Here is a 16,450-nt window from a genome sequence, read left to right as displayed (position 1 = left end):
CTCCTGGGGCCCGGCCGGGGTGGCCGCGGGCAATGAGCGGGATGACCGGCGCCCGTCCGATGGTCCGACGGTCGCACGGTGTGGTCATGTGAAAGTGAGAGAACGCGCGGAGAGGCACGGCCTCGGGGCGGTCAGCCCCCGGCGGCGCCGAGCAGCGCCTGGACGGTACGGGACGGGCTGGGGCGGCCGAGTTGTCCGGCCATCCAGCCACTGGTGGCGACCAGCGCGCGCAGATCGACCCCGGTCCGGATGCCGAGGCCATGCAGCATCCAGACCAGGTCCTCCGTGGCCAGGTTGCCGGTGGCGCTCTTGGCGTACGGGCAGCCGCCCAGGCCGCCTGCCGAGGCGTCCACCGTGGTGACCCCCTCGCGCAGCGCCGCCAGGGTGTTGCTGAGCGCCTGGCCGTAGGTGTCGTGGAAGTGCACGGCGAGCCGCTCGGCCGGCGCTCCCGCCTCGGCGAAGGCCGCGAGCAGTGCGCCGACCTGGCCCGGGGTGGCCACGCCGATGGTGTCGCCGAGGCTCAGCTCGGCGCAGCCCATCTCCAGCAGCTGCATGCCGAAGCGGACCACCTGGGAGACGGGGACTGGGCCCTCCCACGGGTCGCCGAAGCACATCGACAGGTAGCCGCGGACCGCGACCCCAGCCTCGGTGGCGCGCTCGACGACCGGGCGGAACATCGCCATCGCCTCGTCCGCCGAGCGGTTGAGGTTGCGGCGGGCGAAGGTCTCCGTGGCGCTCGCGAAGACCGCGATGTTGCCGGCGTGATGGGCGAGGGCGCGGTCGAGGCCACGCTCGTTGGGCACCAGCACCGGCAGCCGCAGTGCGGGGTGCCGCTCGGGCAGGCCGGCGAGCCGGGGCATCAGGTCCTCGGCATCGGCCAGCTGGGGTACCCATTTCGGGTGAACGAAGCTGGTCGCTTCGACGGTCTTCAGCCCGGCGGCGGCGAGTCGGGCGATGAACTCGGCCTTAACCTCGACGGGTACCAGGGCGCTCTCGTTCTGCAGCCCGTCGCGCGGCCCGACCTCGTGGATCCGGACCTCCTCGGGCAGGCCGGGTGCCCGGACCGGGTCGGGCAGGCCCAGGTCGAGCGCGTCGGGGTCGTGGGCGGCGGAGGCGGCGGTCACGACCGCACCTCGGTCGGGTTAGCGGCGGGCGCGTCGGCCGCCACGGGGGCGTCTGCGGACGCGGGCGGTTCGGCGCCGCCGTCGTCCGCGGAGGTGACCACGACCAGCAGCTCCTCCATCGCGACGGTGGCGCCGGCGGTGGCCCGCAGTTCGCTCACGACGCCGTCGTGCGGGGCGGCGATCACGTGTTCCATCTTCATGGCCTCCAGGACGAGCAGGGGCTGGCCCTTGCGGACCGTCTCGCCCGCCGTCGTCTTGACGACGGTGACGGTGCCGGGCATCGGGGCGGTGAGGGCACCGTGGTGCGCGCCGGCTGCGGCGGCGCTCTCGACGACCGGGTCGTAGGCGTGCAGCGCCCAGGCGTCGCCCTCGATGCCGAGCCAGGTCACCGGGCCGGCGGCGAGCCCGGGGGAGCCGTCGACGGCGAGCGCGTACGTGGTCTGCAGGCCGTCGACGGTGAGGTGGAGCCGGTCGCCGGTGCGGACCGCCCGGGCCCGGTGGACCGGTCCGGAATCGAGTGCGATTTCCACCTCAAGGGTGACATCTGAGGGAATGTCGGTGGTGCCCGCTACGTTGCCCGCAGTGATCGGACGGATGCGCACCGGGACCGGCTCCTGGCCGGGGGTCCGGAGTCGGTGGGTGGTCCAGGCGGGTGCGCCGCCCAGGCGCCAGCCGGAGGGAAGGGAGAACGGGTCGGTCCAGCCGCCGGGGTCGGCGGCGGGGGTGAGGTCCGCGTGCCGTGCCAGCGCGGCAGCGTAGTAGAGGAGGTGGGCAGGTGTCGCGGAGCCGTCGGGGGCAGCGTTGCCCGCGTTGGCCGGCGAGTGCGGTGAGGCGAGCAGGGCCGGCTGCTGCTGGGCCGTCTGTTCCACCAGGCCGGTGTCCAGTCGGCCGGCGACGACCTCGGGGTGTGCGAGCAGCCGTCGCAGGAAGCCGGTGTTGGTGGTGACGCCCAGGATGCGGGTGTCGGCCAGCGCCGCGCGGAGGCGGCGGAGCGCGGTCGGGCGGTCGGGCCCGTACGCGATGACCTTGGCGAGCATCGGGTCGTAGGCGCTGGTGATGACGGTCCCGGGGGCGACCCCGGAGTCCACCCGGACGTCCTCGCCCTGCGGCTCGTCGAGGAGCAGGATGCGCCCGCCGGTGGGCAGGAAGTCCCGTTCCGGGTCCTCGGCGCAGATCCGGGCCTCGATGGCGTGGCCCAGGAAGGAGATGTCGGACTGACCGAAGGAGAGCCGCTCGCCCGCGGCGATCCGCAGCTGCCACTCGACCAGGTCCAGCCGCCGGGGCCGGCCGCCGGCCGGGTCGTCGACGGCGATGGCGAGTTCGGTGACGGGGTGTTCCACCTGGAGACGGGTGTTCATCTCCATGAAGAAGAAGTCCCGTACCCGTTCGGCGGGGGCGGGCGAGTCCGGGTCGATGCCGGGGACGATGAACTCCACGGTGCCGGCCCCGGTGTAGCCGCAGGACTCCGCGGCGCGGACGGCCGCGGCGCCCATCGCGGCACGCGTCTCGGCGTTGAGCAGAACGGAGGGAGCCTCTTCGATCAGTTTCTGATGGCGGCGCTGGAGGCTGCACTCGCGCTCGCCGAGGTGGACGGTGGTGCCGTGGGCGTCGGCGAGCACCTGCACCTCGATGTGGCGCGGACGGTCGACCCAGCGTTCCAGCAGCAGGGTGTCGTCACCGAAGGCGGTCCGGGCGACGCGGCGGGCGGCGGCGATCTCCGTGGGCAGGTCGGCCCGGTCCCGCACGAGACGCATGCCCTTGCCGCCACCTCCGGCGGACGGCTTGAGCAGGACGGGATAGCCGATCTCGTCGGCGGCGGCGACGAGATCGTCGTCGGTGGGCGCGGTGGCCTGGCTGCCGGGGACCACCGGGACGCCGGCGGCCCGGACGGCCTCCTTGGCGTTGATCTTGTCACCCATCAGCTCGACCGCACCGGGAGGAGGTCCGATGAAGACGAGGCCGGCGTCGGCGCAGGCGCGGGCGAAGCCGGCGTTCTCGGCGAGGAAGCCGTAACCGGGGTGAACGGCCTGGGCGCCGGTGCGGCGGGCGGCGGCGAGGATCTGGTCGGTCCGCAGGTAGGTCTCGGCGGCCGAGCTGTCGCTATGGTCGGCCGGGCCGAGTCGCACGGCGACGTCCGCCTCGCGGACGTGCGGGGCGTCGGCGTCCGCGTCGCTGAACACGGCGACCGAACGCACGCCGAGCCGCCGCAGGGTGCGGATCACCCGGAGGGCGATCTCGCCGCGATTGGCGACCAGAACTGTGTCGAACATGGGAGGCGTTCCTCCGGGTCGAGGGGGCCGTACGAAGGAGGTGGCGGTGGGTGAGAGGGCGCCGACCCGGAACGGTGGATCGGACGGTGGGTCGGCGCCGCGGGAGTCACACGTGCAAGGTCACGCATGCAGGAGAGGAGTCACACCCGGAAGAGCGAGGTCACATCCGGAACACGCCGTACGGGCCGGGCGGCGGGAGCGGCGAGTTGGCGCAGGCGGTGAGGGCGAGGCCGACCACGGTGCGGGTGTCCATCGGGTCGATCACGCCGTCGTCCCAGAGGCGAGCGGTCGCGTAGTAGGCATTGCCCTGGCGCTCGTACTGCTCGCGGACGGGGCGCTTGAACTCCTCCTCCGCCTCGGCCGGCCACTCCTCGCCGTGCGCCTCCAACTGGTCGCGGCGGACGGTGGCGAGGACGGAGGCCGCCTGCTCGCCGCCCATCACGGAGATCTTGGCGCCCGGCCACATCCACAGGAAGCGAGGCGAGTAGGCCCGGCCGCACATCGAGTAGTTGCCGGCTCCGTACGAGCCGCCGATCACCACGGTCAGCTTCGGGACGCGGGTGCAGGCCACGGCGTTGACCATCTTGGCGCCGTGCTTGGCGATGCCGCCCGCCTCGTACTGCCGGCCGACCATGAACCCGGTGATGTTCTGCAGGAAGAGGAGGGGGATGCCGCGCTGGTCGCACAACTCGATGAAGTGGGCGCCCTTGAGGGCCGACTCGGAGAACAGCACGCCGTTGTTGGCGACGATGCCGACGGGGTGGCCGTGGATCCGGGCGAAGCCGGTGACCAGGGTCGCGCCGTACTCGGCCTTGAACTCGGCGAACCGGCTGCCGTCGACCAGTCGGGCGATCACCTCGCGCACGTCGTAGGGCGTGCGCGGGTCGACCGGGACGGCCCCGTACAGGCCGGCCGGGTCCACGGCCGGCGGCTCGACCGGGGTGAGCGGCCACGGCCTGGCCGGGCGCGGGCCGAGCCCGGCCACGATGTTGCGGACGATGGAGAGGGCGTGGGCGTCGTCCTCGGCCAGGTGGTCCGTCACGCCCGAGGTGCGGGAGTGGAGCTCGCCGCCGCCCAGTTCCTCGGCGGTGACCACCTCGCCGGTGGCGGCCTTCACCAGCGGCGGCCCGCCCAGGAAGATCGTGCCCTGGTTGCGGACGATGACGGCCTGGTCGCTCATCGCCGGGACGTACGCGCCGCCGGCCGTGCACGAGCCGAGCACGGCGGCGATCTGCGGGATGCCGGCGGCCGAGAGCCGGGCCTGGTTGTAGAAGATCCGGCCGAAGTGGTCCCGGTCGGGGAACACCTCGTCCTGCATCGGGAGGAAGGCGCCGCCGGAGTCCACCAGGTAGATGCAGGGGAGCCGGTTCTCCAGCGCGACCTCCTGGGCGCGCAGGTGCTTCTTCACCGTCATCGGGTAGTACGTGCCGCCCTTGACGGTGGCGTCGTTGGCGACCACGACGACCTCGCGCCCGGCGACCCGGCCGATGCCCGCGATCACGCCGGCCGCGGGCGCGGCGTCGCCGTACATCCCGTCGGCGGCCAGCGGGGCCAGCTCCAGGAAGGGCGAGGCCGGGTCGAGCAGGGTGTCCACGCGGTCGCGGGGGAGGAGCTTGCCGCGCGCGGTGTGCCGGGCGCGGGCCTTGGTGCCACCGCCGAGGGCGGCCGTGGCGAGCTTCTCGCGCAGTTCGGCGACCAGGCCCCGGTGTGCCTCCGTGTTGGACCGGTAGGCCTCGGAGGCTGGGTCGACGGTCGTGCCGAGCCGGGGCGCGGGAGCGGCGGCTCCCGGCGGTACGGCTCCCGGCGTCGTGGTGCCGCCCGCTGCGCTGCCATGAACGCCGGTGGGTGCGCCGGCGGTTGAGATGACCATTCCCAAGAGCTCCCTTGCCCTCGGCACCAGGTAGGCGGGCGGCCAGGTCCGGCGCGCCCGCGAGCACGTTAATTAACGTTAACTTACGCGCCTAGGTTAACGGCCGATAACCCGACTGTCTACGATGGGCGGCATGCCGAACGTCCCCGAAGCCTCCGCGCTCCCACGCCGCGACCAGATCCGCCGGGAGGCCGCGCGGCTCTTTGCCGCCCGGGGCTTCCTCGGGGTGGGCGTGGACGAGATCGGCAAGGCCGTCGGCATCAGCGGCCCCGGCCTCTACCGGCACTTCGCCGGGAAGGACGCGATGCTCGCCGATCTGCTGATCGGCATCAGCGAGCGCCTGCTGGAGGAGGGCCGGCGCCGGGCGGGCGGCGGTGACGGTCCGGCCGCCGCGCTGGACGCGCTGATCAGCGGCCACGTCGACTTCGCTCTCGACGACCGCGACCTGATCACCCTGCACGACCGCGAGCTGCTGAACCTCAAGGAGGAGGACCGCCGCACCGTCCGCAGGCTCCAGCGCGGCTACGTCGAACTGTGGGTGGACGTGGTCCGGCAGGCGTACCCGCCGCTGGCCGGGCCCGCTGCCGAGCCGGTCGCCCGGGCCGCCGTGCACGCCGTCTTCGGCCTGATCAACTCGACCCCGCACAGCCTCGGCCCGAACCCGGCCCACGGTGAGCGCTCCGGCCTCCAGCGCGACGGCATGGCCGCCCTGCTGCACAGCCTTGCCCATGGCGCGTTCTCGGCTGCGGCCGATGCGGCGTCCGCGAGCGCCTGAGCCTTCTCCTGCAGTCCTTATCTGTCCACACCTAAGCCCGTCCTGTCCGCCCACACCTAAGCCCGTCCTGTCCGCGTCCATGAGCCGCTTCCCGGCCGTGACTGACCTCAGGGCCTAGGTCCAAAGGACCGCACCCGCCTACCCCGTGGCCGGTGGGCGTCCGGGCTGCCGTCGGCGACCCTGGATGGCAGGCGGGGTCGGTGGGCCGGCGAGTGCGTCCCGATCGGGAATCACCGCAGGCCTCGGGCTGTTGGCCACTCCGCCGGTGCCTGCGCCCAGCCTGGCCCGGCCGGAAAACGGCATGGCGGCGACCCGACGAAATGGTTAGCATCCCTAAATATGCCTGAGACTCACGGATCCACGGTGGAGCAATCCCCGAGCGGCTCACCGGCCCGCGACGCGAGCCCGGAGCCAGCCCCCGAAGCGACTCCGGGGGCGGCCGACGCGAGCCCCGAGGCGGCCGGCTGGCTGCGCCGCCTGGTCGGCTACTGCCTGCACTCGCGCCGCAGCCTGGTGCTCGCCTTCGGCGCCTCGCTCCTCGGCATGGCCGTCACCGCGCTGGTACCGCTGGTCACCAAGCTGATCATCGACGACGTCATCACCACCCACACCCGCCCGCTCGCCCCCTGGGCGGTCGTGCTGCTGCTCGCCGCCGCCGTGGTCTTCGGCTGCACCCAGGTGCGCCGCTACTACGGCGGCCAGCTCGCGCTCGACGTCCAGCACGACATGCGCAGCGACCTGTTCCGTTCGCTCGGCCGGCTGGACGGCCACCGCCAGGACCGGTTGGACACCGGCCAGGTGGTCGGCCGGGCGACGTCCGACCTCCAACTGATCAACGGTCTGCTGTCGATGCTGCCGATGATGACCGGCTACCTGCTGATGTTCGTCATGTCGTTGGCCGTGATGGTCTGGCTGTCCCCGCCGCTCACCCTGATCGCCCTGGTGATGGCCCCGGCGCTGTGGTGGGTCACCGTGCTCAGCCGCAAGCGCCTGTTCCCCTCGACCTGGGCCGCCCAGCAGGAGGCCGCCGCCGTCGCGGGCGTGGTGGACGAGGCCGTCGGTGGGGTCCGCGTCGTCAAGGGCTTCGGCCAGGAGGCGCAGGAACTGGACAAGCTGGAGGGCGCCTCCCGGCACCTCTTCGCCGCGCGCCTCCGCTCGATCCGGCTGAACGCCCGCTACAACCCGGCGATGCAGGCGATCCCCGCGCTCGCCCAGGTCGCGGTGCTGGCCTTCGGTGGCTGGCTGGCCGTCGACGGGCAGGTCTCGCTCGGCACATTTGTCGCCTTCTCCACCTACGTCGCCCAGATGACCGGGCCGGTGCGGATGCTCACCATGGTGATCACCGTCGGCCAGCAGGCGCGGGCGGGCGTCGAGCGCGTCCTCCAGCTGATCGACGAGCGCCCGCTGGTCCAGGAGCGTCCGGACGCGGCCATCCTCGACCTGACCCTCGACCGCACCCTCGACGCCGCCTCCGACCCGACGACCCGTACGACCCGCACGACCGGGACACCTGCCGGGACCGTCGTCGGCCCCCGCACCCCCGACGTCGCCCTGGAGTTCGACCAGGTTGAGTTCCGCTACGACGCCGACCACCCCGCGCCCGTCCTGCACGGTCTGAGCCTGACCCTCGCCCCCGGCGAGACCCTGGCCCTGGTCGGCGCCTCCGGCTCCGGGAAGTCGACAGTCGCGCAGCTGGTGCCCCGGTTCTACGACCCGGCCGCCGGCGCCGTCCGCCTCTTCGGCCACGACCTGCGCGACCTCACCCTCGACTCGGTCCGCGCGGCCGTCGGCATCGTCCCCGAGGAGAGCTTCCTGTTCTCCGAGACCGTCCGCACCAACATCGCGTACGGCCGGCCCGACGCCACCGACGAGCAGATCGTCGCGGCCGCCCGCGCCGCCCAGGCCGACGAGTTCGTCCGCGAGCTGCCGGACGGCTACGACACCAAGGTCGGCGAGCAGGGCCTGACCCTTTCCGGCGGCCAGCGCCAGCGCATCGCCCTGGCCCGGGCGATCCTCACCGACCCCCGGATCCTGCTGCTGGACGACGCGACCTCCGCCGTGGACCCGCAGATCGAGGCGGAGATCCACGACGCGCTGCGCTCCGTCATGACCGGCCGCACCACACTGCTGATCGCCCACCGCCGTTCGACGCTCCAGCTCGCCGACAAGATCGCCGTACTGGACCGCGGCCGGCTGCTGGACCTCGGTACCCACGAGGAACTCGAGGCGCGGTGCCCCCAGTACCGGGCGCTGATCACCGACCCGGAGGCCGGCCGGCCGCCCCGTCGCCCCGAGCCGGAGTCCGAGCCAGCCCCACAGCCCGCCGCGGAGACGGCAGCCGAGAAGACGGCTGAGACCCGGACCCCTGACCTCCCCACCCGCGCCCTGGTCAAGGCGGCCCGCACCGCCGATCCCGACCTGCTGGTCAAGGTCGCCGCCCTCCCGCCCGCCACCGACACCCCGGCCGTCGCCCGCGCCGAGGCCGAGGCGGGCGACCCGGACTTCACCCTCCGCCGCCTGCTGCGACCCTTCCGCCTCCCGCTCGCCCTCGCGCTGCTGCTGGTCGCCCTGGACGCGGGCGCCGGCCTGGTGCTCCCGGTCCTGATCCGGCACGGCATCGACGAGGGCGTCAGCAAGGCCATGATGTCCGGGGTCGCCGTGGCCGCGCTGGCCGCGCTGGTGATCGTCCTGCTGGACTGGCTGGTGCAGAGCGCGGAGAACCGGGTCAGTGGACGCACCGGCGAGCGCGTGCTCTACACGCTCCGGCTCAAGATCTTCGCCCACCTCAACCGGCTCGGCCTGGACTACTACGAGCGCGAGCTGTCCGGCCGGATCATGACCCGGATGACCACCGACCTGGACTCGCTGACGTCCTTCCTGCAGACCGGCGTGGTCACCGCCGTGGTCAGCCTGCTGACGTTCGCCGGCATCTTCGCCGCCCTGCTGATCATCGACGCCGGCCTGGCCCTGGTGGTCTTCGCGGTGCTGCCGCTGCTGGTGATCGCCACCCTGGTGTTCCGCAAGAAGTCCAGGGACCAGTACGAGATCTCCCGCGACCTCATCAGCACCGTCAACGCCGACCTCCAGGAGAACGTGGCCGGCATGCGGATCGTCCAGGCCTTCCGCCGCCTGGACGCCAACACCGACCGCTTCGTCGCCCGGGGCATCGCCTACCGGGAGGCCCGGGTCCGCGCCCAGCTGTACATCTCGCTGTACTTCCCGTTCGTCCAGTTCCTCTCCAGCGTGGCCGCCGCGCTGGTGCTGATCGTCGGCGCCGCCCGCGTCGACGCCGGCACCCTGACGGTCGGCGCCCTGGTCGCGTACCTGCTCTACATCGATCTGTTCTTCGCGCCGGTGAACCAGCTCTCCCAGGTGTTCGACGGCTACCAGCAGGCCGCGGTCGGCCTCGGCCGGATCCGGGAGCTGCTGCGCACCCCGACCACCACCGCCGAGGCGGCCGAGCCGGTGCCGGTGGAGAAGGGGCTGCGCGGCGAGATCTCCTTCGAAGGCGTCGGCTTCGCCTACAACGGCGGCGCGGACGGCGCCCCGAACGTGCTCACCGGCGTGGACCTGCACATACCCGCCGGCCAGACGGTCGCCCTGGTCGGCGAGACGGGGGCGGGCAAGTCGACGCTGGTCAAGTTGGTCGCCCGGTTCTACGACGCGACGAAGGGCACCGTCCGGGTGGACGGGGTCGACCTCACCCGGTACGACCTCGCGCAGTACCGCCACCGGCTCGGCGTCGTGCCGCAGGAGGCGTACCTGTTCGCGGGCACGGTGCGCGAGGCGATCGCGTACGGCCGGCCCGACGCCACGGCGGCGGAGGTGGAGGCGGCAGCCCTGGCGGTCGGCGCGCACGACATGATCGTCCGGCTGTCGGGCGGCTACGACCACGAGGTCACCGGCCGCGGGCGGAACCTTTCAGCGGGCCAGCGCCAGCTGATCGCCCTGGCCCGGGCCGAGCTGGTCGACCCGGACATCCTGCTCCTCGACGAGGCCACCGCGGCGCTCGACCTGGCCACCGAGGCTGCGGTCAACCACGCCGCCGACCGGCTCAGCGGCGGGCGCACCACCCTGGTGATCGCCCACCGCCTGACCACCGCCGAACGCGCCGACCGGGTCGTGGTGCTGGACCACGGCCGGGTCGTCGAGGACGGTACGCACGCCGAACTCCTCGCCCGGGGCGGGGCGTACGCCCGGCTCTGGCACGCGTTCATCGCGGACGGGCACCCGGTGGGCGAGGAGGCCGTGGCCGCCAAGTAGCCCGGACTGCCCGCCGCGACCGGGCTTCGTCAGGCGGCGATCAGCGAGGACAGCAGCCCGGATGCGTCGATCCCGTTCGCCAGGTCGCTCACCTGCCCGTCCCCGACCTCGACCACCCGCCAGCCGGAGCCGTCGGCCCGGCTGGCGAGGTCGGTGGTGACGAACCGGCAGCCGAGCCTGCGCACCAGCGAGCGGACGCCGGTCAGGTCGGGGTCGACCTCGTGGTGCGGCGCGTCCGGGTGCGGCCCGACCAGCACCGGCTCGCCGTCCAGCCACCACACCCGGGCCTCCACGGGCCGTACGTCCTCGCCCGCCCTGTCGGAAGCGCGCTCGAACTCCTCGTACCGGCGCAGCACCACCCCGCCGGCCAGGAACTCGCCCTGCAGCTCGACGAACCGCGCCACCACCTGCCCGACAGCCGCCGGATCGGCCAACTCCGGGATGTAGCAGGCCTCGTGCCACTCGTTCTTGCGGGACTTCACGTAGTCCTTGACGATCGCCGGCCCGTGCCCGCCCAACCGGGCCACGGCATCCGTCAGTTCCTGCGGCCCGGGTGCCGCGGCTCCGTCCGACGGAATCCACACGCTCGGCGGCGTCGCCCCGTCGAACACGCCGTACCAGCCGGGCAGTTCGTGCGCCGCCGCGTAGCCGGCCGGGGTGGTGAGCAGCTGCCCGCCGCGCCCGGCCAGCGCGGCGGCGAAATCCGCGTAGCGCGCCGACGGCAGCATCCACCCCCGGTACCAGAGCGGACCACTGCCCTGCGGCACCCGCCGGACAGCCTCCTCGGCCTGTCCGGCGACCAGCGCGTCGTGGTCGACCAGGTGGTGCTCACCGCCCAACTCCCGCAGCAGCCGGGCCTCCCGGGCGAAGTGCGGGTCAGGCCGCCGCGGGTTGAGCGGATCGGCAGGAAAGATGATCGCGGGTACGGGCATGGGCGTCAGCGTACGGCCACCAGCCGTGCCGGGCAGCGGCTTTCCGTGCCTCACCCGGCACCGGAGCGGACTGCACCCTCCGCAGGCCTCGACGGCCCCGGCCAGGCGCTGCGAGAGTGATCGGATGCGACGACTGCTTCGACCTCGCAAACGCGTTCCCCGGCAGGCGGCCCGGACGGTGGTCCTGGCCGAGGACGACTCGGTGTTCCTGCTCCGCTCGGACAACTCCGAGGTCGGCGTGCACTGGACCATGCCGGGCGGCGGGCTGGAGCCCGGCGAGACCCCGTGGACCGGCGCCCGCCGCGAACTCTGGGAGGAGACCGGGTGGACCGATCTCGAACCCGGGCCGCTGCTCTGCACCTGGGAGCACGACTTCACCTGGCACGGCACCCCGGTGCGCCAGCACGAGCACATCTACCTCACCCGCGGACCGCACCGCGGCCCGGTCGGCGACGTCAGCGCCGTCCACGCCGTCGACCGGATCCTCGACTGGCGCTGGTGGACCCCGGCCGACCTCGCCCACGAGCACGCCGACGCGCTCTGGCCGCCCCGGCTGCCGGAACTGCTCGTCCACGTCCGGACGGGCTGGGCCGTCGACGGCCGCACACCGACGCCCGTCAACCTCGGCTACCTCCCGAACGTGCCGGCGGCCCGTTGACGTCCGCCTGGGCTGTTGCCACTACGGCCGTTGATACGGTCGTCCGCTGCGCCGCCCGCGCCCGGCCTGCCAGTCGTGCAGGTCCAGCTCCCGGTCGTGCAGCGCACCGGGGTTGATCAGCACCGTCAGCTGCGCGCCGGCCAGCTGCTCGAAGGCGAGTCCGGTGGCGGACAGCAGTTGCTCGGTCGGTACCGAGACGGCGATCGCGGGCCGCCAGGAGGGCAGCACGACCAGACTGGTGCCGCGCCCGATCCGCACCGACTCCGCGGTCACCCGGACCGGTGCCCGCTCCTCGGGGCGGCCGACCGCCTCGGTCGGGTGCGGGCCGCCGCCGATCAGGATGCCGAGTGGTGTGTCGGCGTGTGCCGCCTCGGAGTCTGCGGACGGCTGTCGAGCCGTCAACGACCGTGCGAATCCAGCCGGTTCGGCCATGGACAGCATGGCCGAACCCCGGGCGGCCGAAGCACGCACCGTCCTGCTCGACGCAGCGCCGTCCCGCGTAGCCCCGGCCCGTGCGGCCGTCTCCCGTTCGGCCGCATCCGGTCCGGTCACGACGGCCTGCGGGTGCATCTGGCGCAACCGGCGCGACGGCGAGGGGCGTCTGGTCGCGACGGTCCGCACCTCCTCGCGGGCGGTCCGCAGTATCGGCACCGACCGCATGCCCTGCACCGGTACCGCGGGTACAGCCGGTACCGGCGACCGCGGGAGCCCCAGCTCTTGCCCGGCCGGAGTGTTCTCGCCCAGCAGCGTCCGTACCTCCGACACCGGCCGTCGGCAGGCGTCGGCCAGCTCGGCGATCGAGCGGCCCTGGTCGTACGCGGTCCGCAGCCGCTCGGCGAGCGCGGCCCGAACCCGGGCCGCCGTCCGGTCGCCCGGGGAGCCGGCCTCCGCTGCCGAGTCGCCGTCACCGTCGGCGCCGCGGCGCGGGCGCGGCACCAAGCCGGCTGCGCCGGGCATCGGCGGCCCTCCCGGCACACCGGCTGGGCTCGGGTCTGCGGCCGTCGCGATGGAGCAGCGCACGGCAGGATCGGTCGGGGTGGGATGGAGCGAGGTCATCGGCACGGGCCCTTCGGGGAACGGTGCCGATGATCCTCCCGCACCGCGCGATCAGCTCCAAGCGTCATCTCCCCGCATCCTCCCCTCGGCAGGCGGTGCCACGGCCCGGCCGGTACAAACGCGCTGACGGCGCTGGGGGACTGACGCTATCCTCGGCCGCATGAAGCGCTTCGTGGGCCTGAGCTGGTGGCCGTCCTAGGACGGCCACCACACGCGCCTGACCAGGGCCGTCCGGGATGGACGGCCCTGCTGCGTTTCTCCGCGGGACGGGCCCGCACCCCGGACGGTCACCATCACCGCCGTACCGAGGAGAAACCCCGCATGACCACCGCGACCATTCCCGCCGCCCCGGCGACCACCGCCCATACCGCCGCCCCGGCATTCACGGCAGATCCGACCGTCCACCGCGTCCTGACCGGCGACCGCCCCACCGGCCCGCTCCACCTCGGCCACTACTTCGGCACCCTGCAGAACCGGGTCCGCCTCCAGCGCCAGGGCGTCGAGATGTTCGTCGTCATCGCCGACTACCAGGTGATCACCGACCGGGACAGCGCCGATCGGCTCGCCGAACACACCGAGAACCTCGTCCTCGACTACCTCGCGGCCGGTCTCGACCCCGACCGCGCCACGATCTTCACCCACAGCGCAGTCCCTGCCCTCAACCAGCTGCTGCTGCCCTTCCTCAGCCTGGTCAGCGTCTCCGAGCTGAGCCGCAACCCCACCGTCAAGGACGAGATCGCCCACTCCGGCCAAGCCGCCGTCAACGGACTGATGTTCACCTACCCCGTCCACCAGGCGGCCGACATCCTCTTCTGCAAGGCCAACCTCGTCCCCGTCGGACAGGACCAGCTGCCCCACCTCGAAGTCGCCCGCACCGTCGCCCGCCGCTTCAACGAGCGCTACCCGCACGCCGACGGCAGCGCCGTCTTCCCCCGCCCCGAGGCCCTGCTCTCGGACGCCCCGCTGCTCCTCGGCACCGACGGCGGAAAGATGAGCAAGAGCCGTGGCAACGCCGTCTCCCTCGGCGCCACCGAAGACGAGACCGCCCGGCTGATCCGCGGCGCCAAGACCGACACCGACCGCCGGATCGGCTACGACCCGGTCAACCGGCCCGAGGTCGCCAGCCTCGTCCTGCTCGCCGCGCTCTGCCAGGACCGGACACCCGAGGAGATCGCCGCCGAACTCGGCGACGGCGGCTCCGCTGTTCTCAAGCGCACCGTCACCGAGTCCGTCAACGAGTTCCTCCGCCCGATGCGAGACCGTCGCGCCGAACTCGCCACCGACCGCGGCTACCTCCGGCAGGTGCTGCGTGACGGCGCCGAGCGGGCCAACGCCGTCGCCGACGCCACCCTCGCCGAGGTCAGGGCCGTGATGGGGTCGATCTGAAGAACCTCCCTCGCATCCTCGGTCCGCGGACATCGGCCCGTCGACGCGAGGGCATATCGTCACCGAGCGGCCTCGACTGCACATCGACAGCACCTTGACTGCACCGAGGCCGCCAGGTACCCCCACTGCCACCCCGGAAAGGCGACCCGGCCCATGGACCAGCACCCGACCACGCCCGGCCGAGGGCTGACCCGCCCGCCGCACCTGCGCCCCGGGGATCGCGTCGCCGTGGTCGCCCCCAGCGGACCCATCGACCCACAGCGGCTCACCACGGGCTGCGCGATCCTGCGCTCCTGGGGGCTGAGGGTCACCGTCGCCCCGCACGTCCTCGACACCCACCCTGCTCTCGGCTATCTCGCCGGCACGGACGCCGACCGCGCCGCCGACCTCCAGGCCGCCTGGATCGACCCCACCGTCGACGCCGTCATCTGCGCCCGCGGCGGCTACGGCGTCCACCGCATGGTCGACCTGCTCGACTGGCACGCGATGGCCGCAGCCCCGCCCAAGCCCTTCATCGGCTTCAGCGACGCCACCTCCCTGCACGAGGCCTTCGCCCAGCGCCTCGGCCTCGCCACGCTGTACGGGCCGATGAGCGCCGCCGCCTCCTTCATCGCCGACGGCCCCACCGCCGACCACCTGCGTCGCACCCTCTTCGACCCCGCGGCCACCACCGTGCTCACCGCACCCACCGCCACCCCGCTCGTCCAGGGCCGCGCCCGCGGCGTCACGGCGGGCGGCTGTGCCTCCGTCCTCGCAGCCGAACGCGGAACCCCGGCCGCCCGGGCGTCGTACGCGGGCAGCATCCTGATCCTGGAGGACGTCAACGAGCAGCCGTACCAGCTCGACCGCATCCTCACCCAGCTGCTGCGCTCCGGAGTGTTCGGCGGCGCCACGGGTGTCGCCCTCGGTTCCTGGGACGGCTGCGGACGGCCCGAGCGGGTGCAGGCCGTCATGCGCGACCGGCTCGGGCCGCTCGGCATACCCGTTCTCTGGGAGCTGGGCTTCGGCCACAGCCCGTCCACGCTCACCGTTCCGCTCGGCGTCCCCGCCCTGCTCGACGCCGACGCGGGCACGCTCACCCTGGAGGTGCCGGCCCTCGCGGCCCGGTGAGGGGACGGGCCCAGGTGAGTAGGGTGCGGCCATGAACGAGGACCGCCTCACCGACCTCGCCCTCGGCCTCCTCCGGGGCCCGGGCAGCAACGCCCGCACGATCCTCGGACTTGCCGGCCCACCCGGCGCCGGCAAGTCCACCCTGGCCCGGCACCTGGTCGCCGAGGTCGAGCGGTCCGAAGGCCCCGGCAGCGCGGCCTACGTCCCGCTGGACGGCTTCCACCTTTCGGCTGCCCAGCTCGATCGCCTCGGCCTGACCCACCGCAAGGGCGCCCCCACGACCTTCGACGCCCACGGTTACGTCGCCCTGCTCCGCCGGATCGCCACCGACCGCTTCCAGGACATCTACGTCCCCGACTTCGACCGGACCCTCGACGAACCGGTCGCCGCCAGCCACGTCATCCGCCCGCACACCCGCCTCGTCATCACCGAGGGCAACTACCTCGCGTCCATCGACACCCCCTGGCCGGACGCCCGCCGCCTGCTCCGAGAACTCTGGTACGTCGACACCGACGACGCCCTCCGCGAGGAGCGCCTGCTCCGCCGCCACCGCAACGGCGGCCGCGACGAGACCACCGCCCGGCACTGGGTCACCGGCAACGACCACCCCAACGGCGAGTACGTGAAGGCCGGCCGTCCGCTCTGCACCCGGATCGTCCCCGGGACGGGTTTGCCCGAGGCGCCGGACAGGGGTAGTGTTCTCTAGTCGCTCGACAGGGAGCACCGGACACGCGTCTGCGCGGACGGTCCCGGGGCGGCCAATCCTTCGAAACACCACTTCCCGGTTCGGGCTGGGTCGCGTCTTGTCGCGGCTCGGTGCGTATTCGGCATGCGTGTTTATGGGGATTGTGGCTGGATTCGCTTTTCGGAGCGGGGATCGGCTAGAGTTTGAAACGTCGGACGGGGCGTCAAGTCCTGGAAGACACCGGCGAGTTGGATGACGAAGCCCCGGAAAACGGAGCGGAAAACATCTGATAAGCTGGAAACACGAAAGAACGAAGCGCCC

At 73.1% G+C, this 16,450-nt stretch carries 11 protein-coding genes; 6 read left to right on the top strand and 5 right to left on the bottom strand.

Annotated elements, in window-relative coordinates:
• Positions 1–131 precede the first annotated feature (131 nt).
• From F7Q99_RS08530 to F7Q99_RS08520, 3 genes are all read right to left on the bottom strand, one after another.
• Positions 132–1,082 carry a hydroxymethylglutaryl-CoA lyase gene (locus tag F7Q99_RS08530; RefSeq protein ID WP_153465958.1) on the bottom strand — a complete coding sequence of 317 codons (951 nt, stop codon included), beginning with the start codon at positions 1,080–1,082 and terminating at the stop codon, positions 132–134.
• A 38-nt stretch (positions 1,083–1,120) separates the two neighbouring features.
• The gene (locus F7Q99_RS08525; protein WP_153460737.1) at positions 1,121–3,394 is read right to left on the bottom strand and encodes an acetyl/propionyl/methylcrotonyl-CoA carboxylase subunit alpha; all 2,274 of its coding nucleotides are present in this window, start codon (positions 3,392–3,394) and stop codon (positions 1,121–1,123) included.
• 160 nt (positions 3,395–3,554) lie between these two features.
• Positions 3,555–5,264 (bottom strand): carboxyl transferase domain-containing protein, encoded by a 1,710-nt coding sequence (locus F7Q99_RS08520; protein ID WP_230210176.1) that lies wholly within the window; start codon positions 5,262–5,264, stop codon positions 3,555–3,557.
• A gap of 133 nt (positions 5,265–5,397) precedes the next feature.
• Here F7Q99_RS08520 and F7Q99_RS08515 point away from each other — a divergent pair, with 133 nt between their 5' ends.
• Together F7Q99_RS08515 and F7Q99_RS08510 are read left to right on the top strand one after the other, a co-directional pair.
• Entirely contained in the window at positions 5,398–6,039 is a 642-nt protein-coding gene (locus F7Q99_RS08515) for an SACE_7040 family transcriptional regulator (RefSeq protein WP_153460736.1), read from the top strand.
• A gap of 339 nt (positions 6,040–6,378) precedes the next feature.
• Positions 6,379–10,302, top strand: coding sequence for an ABC transporter ATP-binding protein (locus tag F7Q99_RS08510; protein ID WP_153460735.1), 3,924 nt, complete (start codon positions 6,379–6,381; stop codon positions 10,300–10,302).
• 29 nt (positions 10,303–10,331) lie between these two features.
• On the opposite strand, the gene F7Q99_RS08505 is transcribed toward F7Q99_RS08510, so the two are convergent.
• A complete protein-coding gene (locus F7Q99_RS08505) occupies positions 10,332–11,234 on the bottom strand; it encodes an ATP-grasp domain-containing protein (RefSeq protein WP_153460734.1) in 903 nt (300 codons plus the stop codon).
• 124 nt (positions 11,235–11,358) lie between these two features.
• Between F7Q99_RS08505 and F7Q99_RS08500 the strand changes: the two genes are divergently transcribed.
• Positions 11,359–11,892, top strand: coding sequence for an NUDIX hydrolase (locus F7Q99_RS08500; protein WP_230210175.1), 534 nt, complete (start codon positions 11,359–11,361; stop codon positions 11,890–11,892).
• Between the two features lie 21 nt (positions 11,893–11,913).
• On the opposite strand, the gene F7Q99_RS08495 is transcribed toward F7Q99_RS08500, so the two are convergent.
• Positions 11,914–12,849, bottom strand: coding sequence for a hypothetical protein (locus F7Q99_RS08495; RefSeq protein ID WP_153460732.1), 936 nt, complete (start codon positions 12,847–12,849; stop codon positions 11,914–11,916).
• A gap of 420 nt (positions 12,850–13,269) precedes the next feature.
• Here F7Q99_RS08495 and trpS point away from each other — a divergent pair, with 420 nt between their 5' ends.
• From trpS to F7Q99_RS08480, 3 genes are all read left to right on the top strand, one after another.
• Positions 13,270–14,334, top strand: a complete 1,065-nt coding sequence (gene trpS, locus F7Q99_RS08490; protein ID WP_153460731.1) for a tryptophan--tRNA ligase — start codon at positions 13,270–13,272, stop codon at positions 14,332–14,334.
• A gap of 153 nt (positions 14,335–14,487) precedes the next feature.
• Positions 14,488–15,444 (top strand): S66 peptidase family protein, encoded by a 957-nt coding sequence (locus F7Q99_RS08485; RefSeq protein ID WP_153460730.1) that lies wholly within the window; start codon positions 14,488–14,490, stop codon positions 15,442–15,444.
• Between the two features lie 31 nt (positions 15,445–15,475).
• On the top strand, positions 15,476–16,150 hold the full coding sequence (locus F7Q99_RS08480) for a nucleoside/nucleotide kinase family protein (protein WP_153460729.1): 675 nt from the start codon (positions 15,476–15,478) through the stop codon (positions 16,148–16,150).
• The last annotated feature ends 300 nt before the right edge of the window (positions 16,151–16,450 follow it).

Source organism: Streptomyces kaniharaensis (assembly GCF_009569385.1).
GTDB classification, from domain to species: Bacteria; Actinomycetota; Actinomycetes; order Streptomycetales; family Streptomycetaceae; genus Kitasatospora; species Kitasatospora kaniharaensis.
Note: the sequence above shows the minus strand (reverse complement) of the source record. Positions and strands in the feature narration are given on the sequence as shown.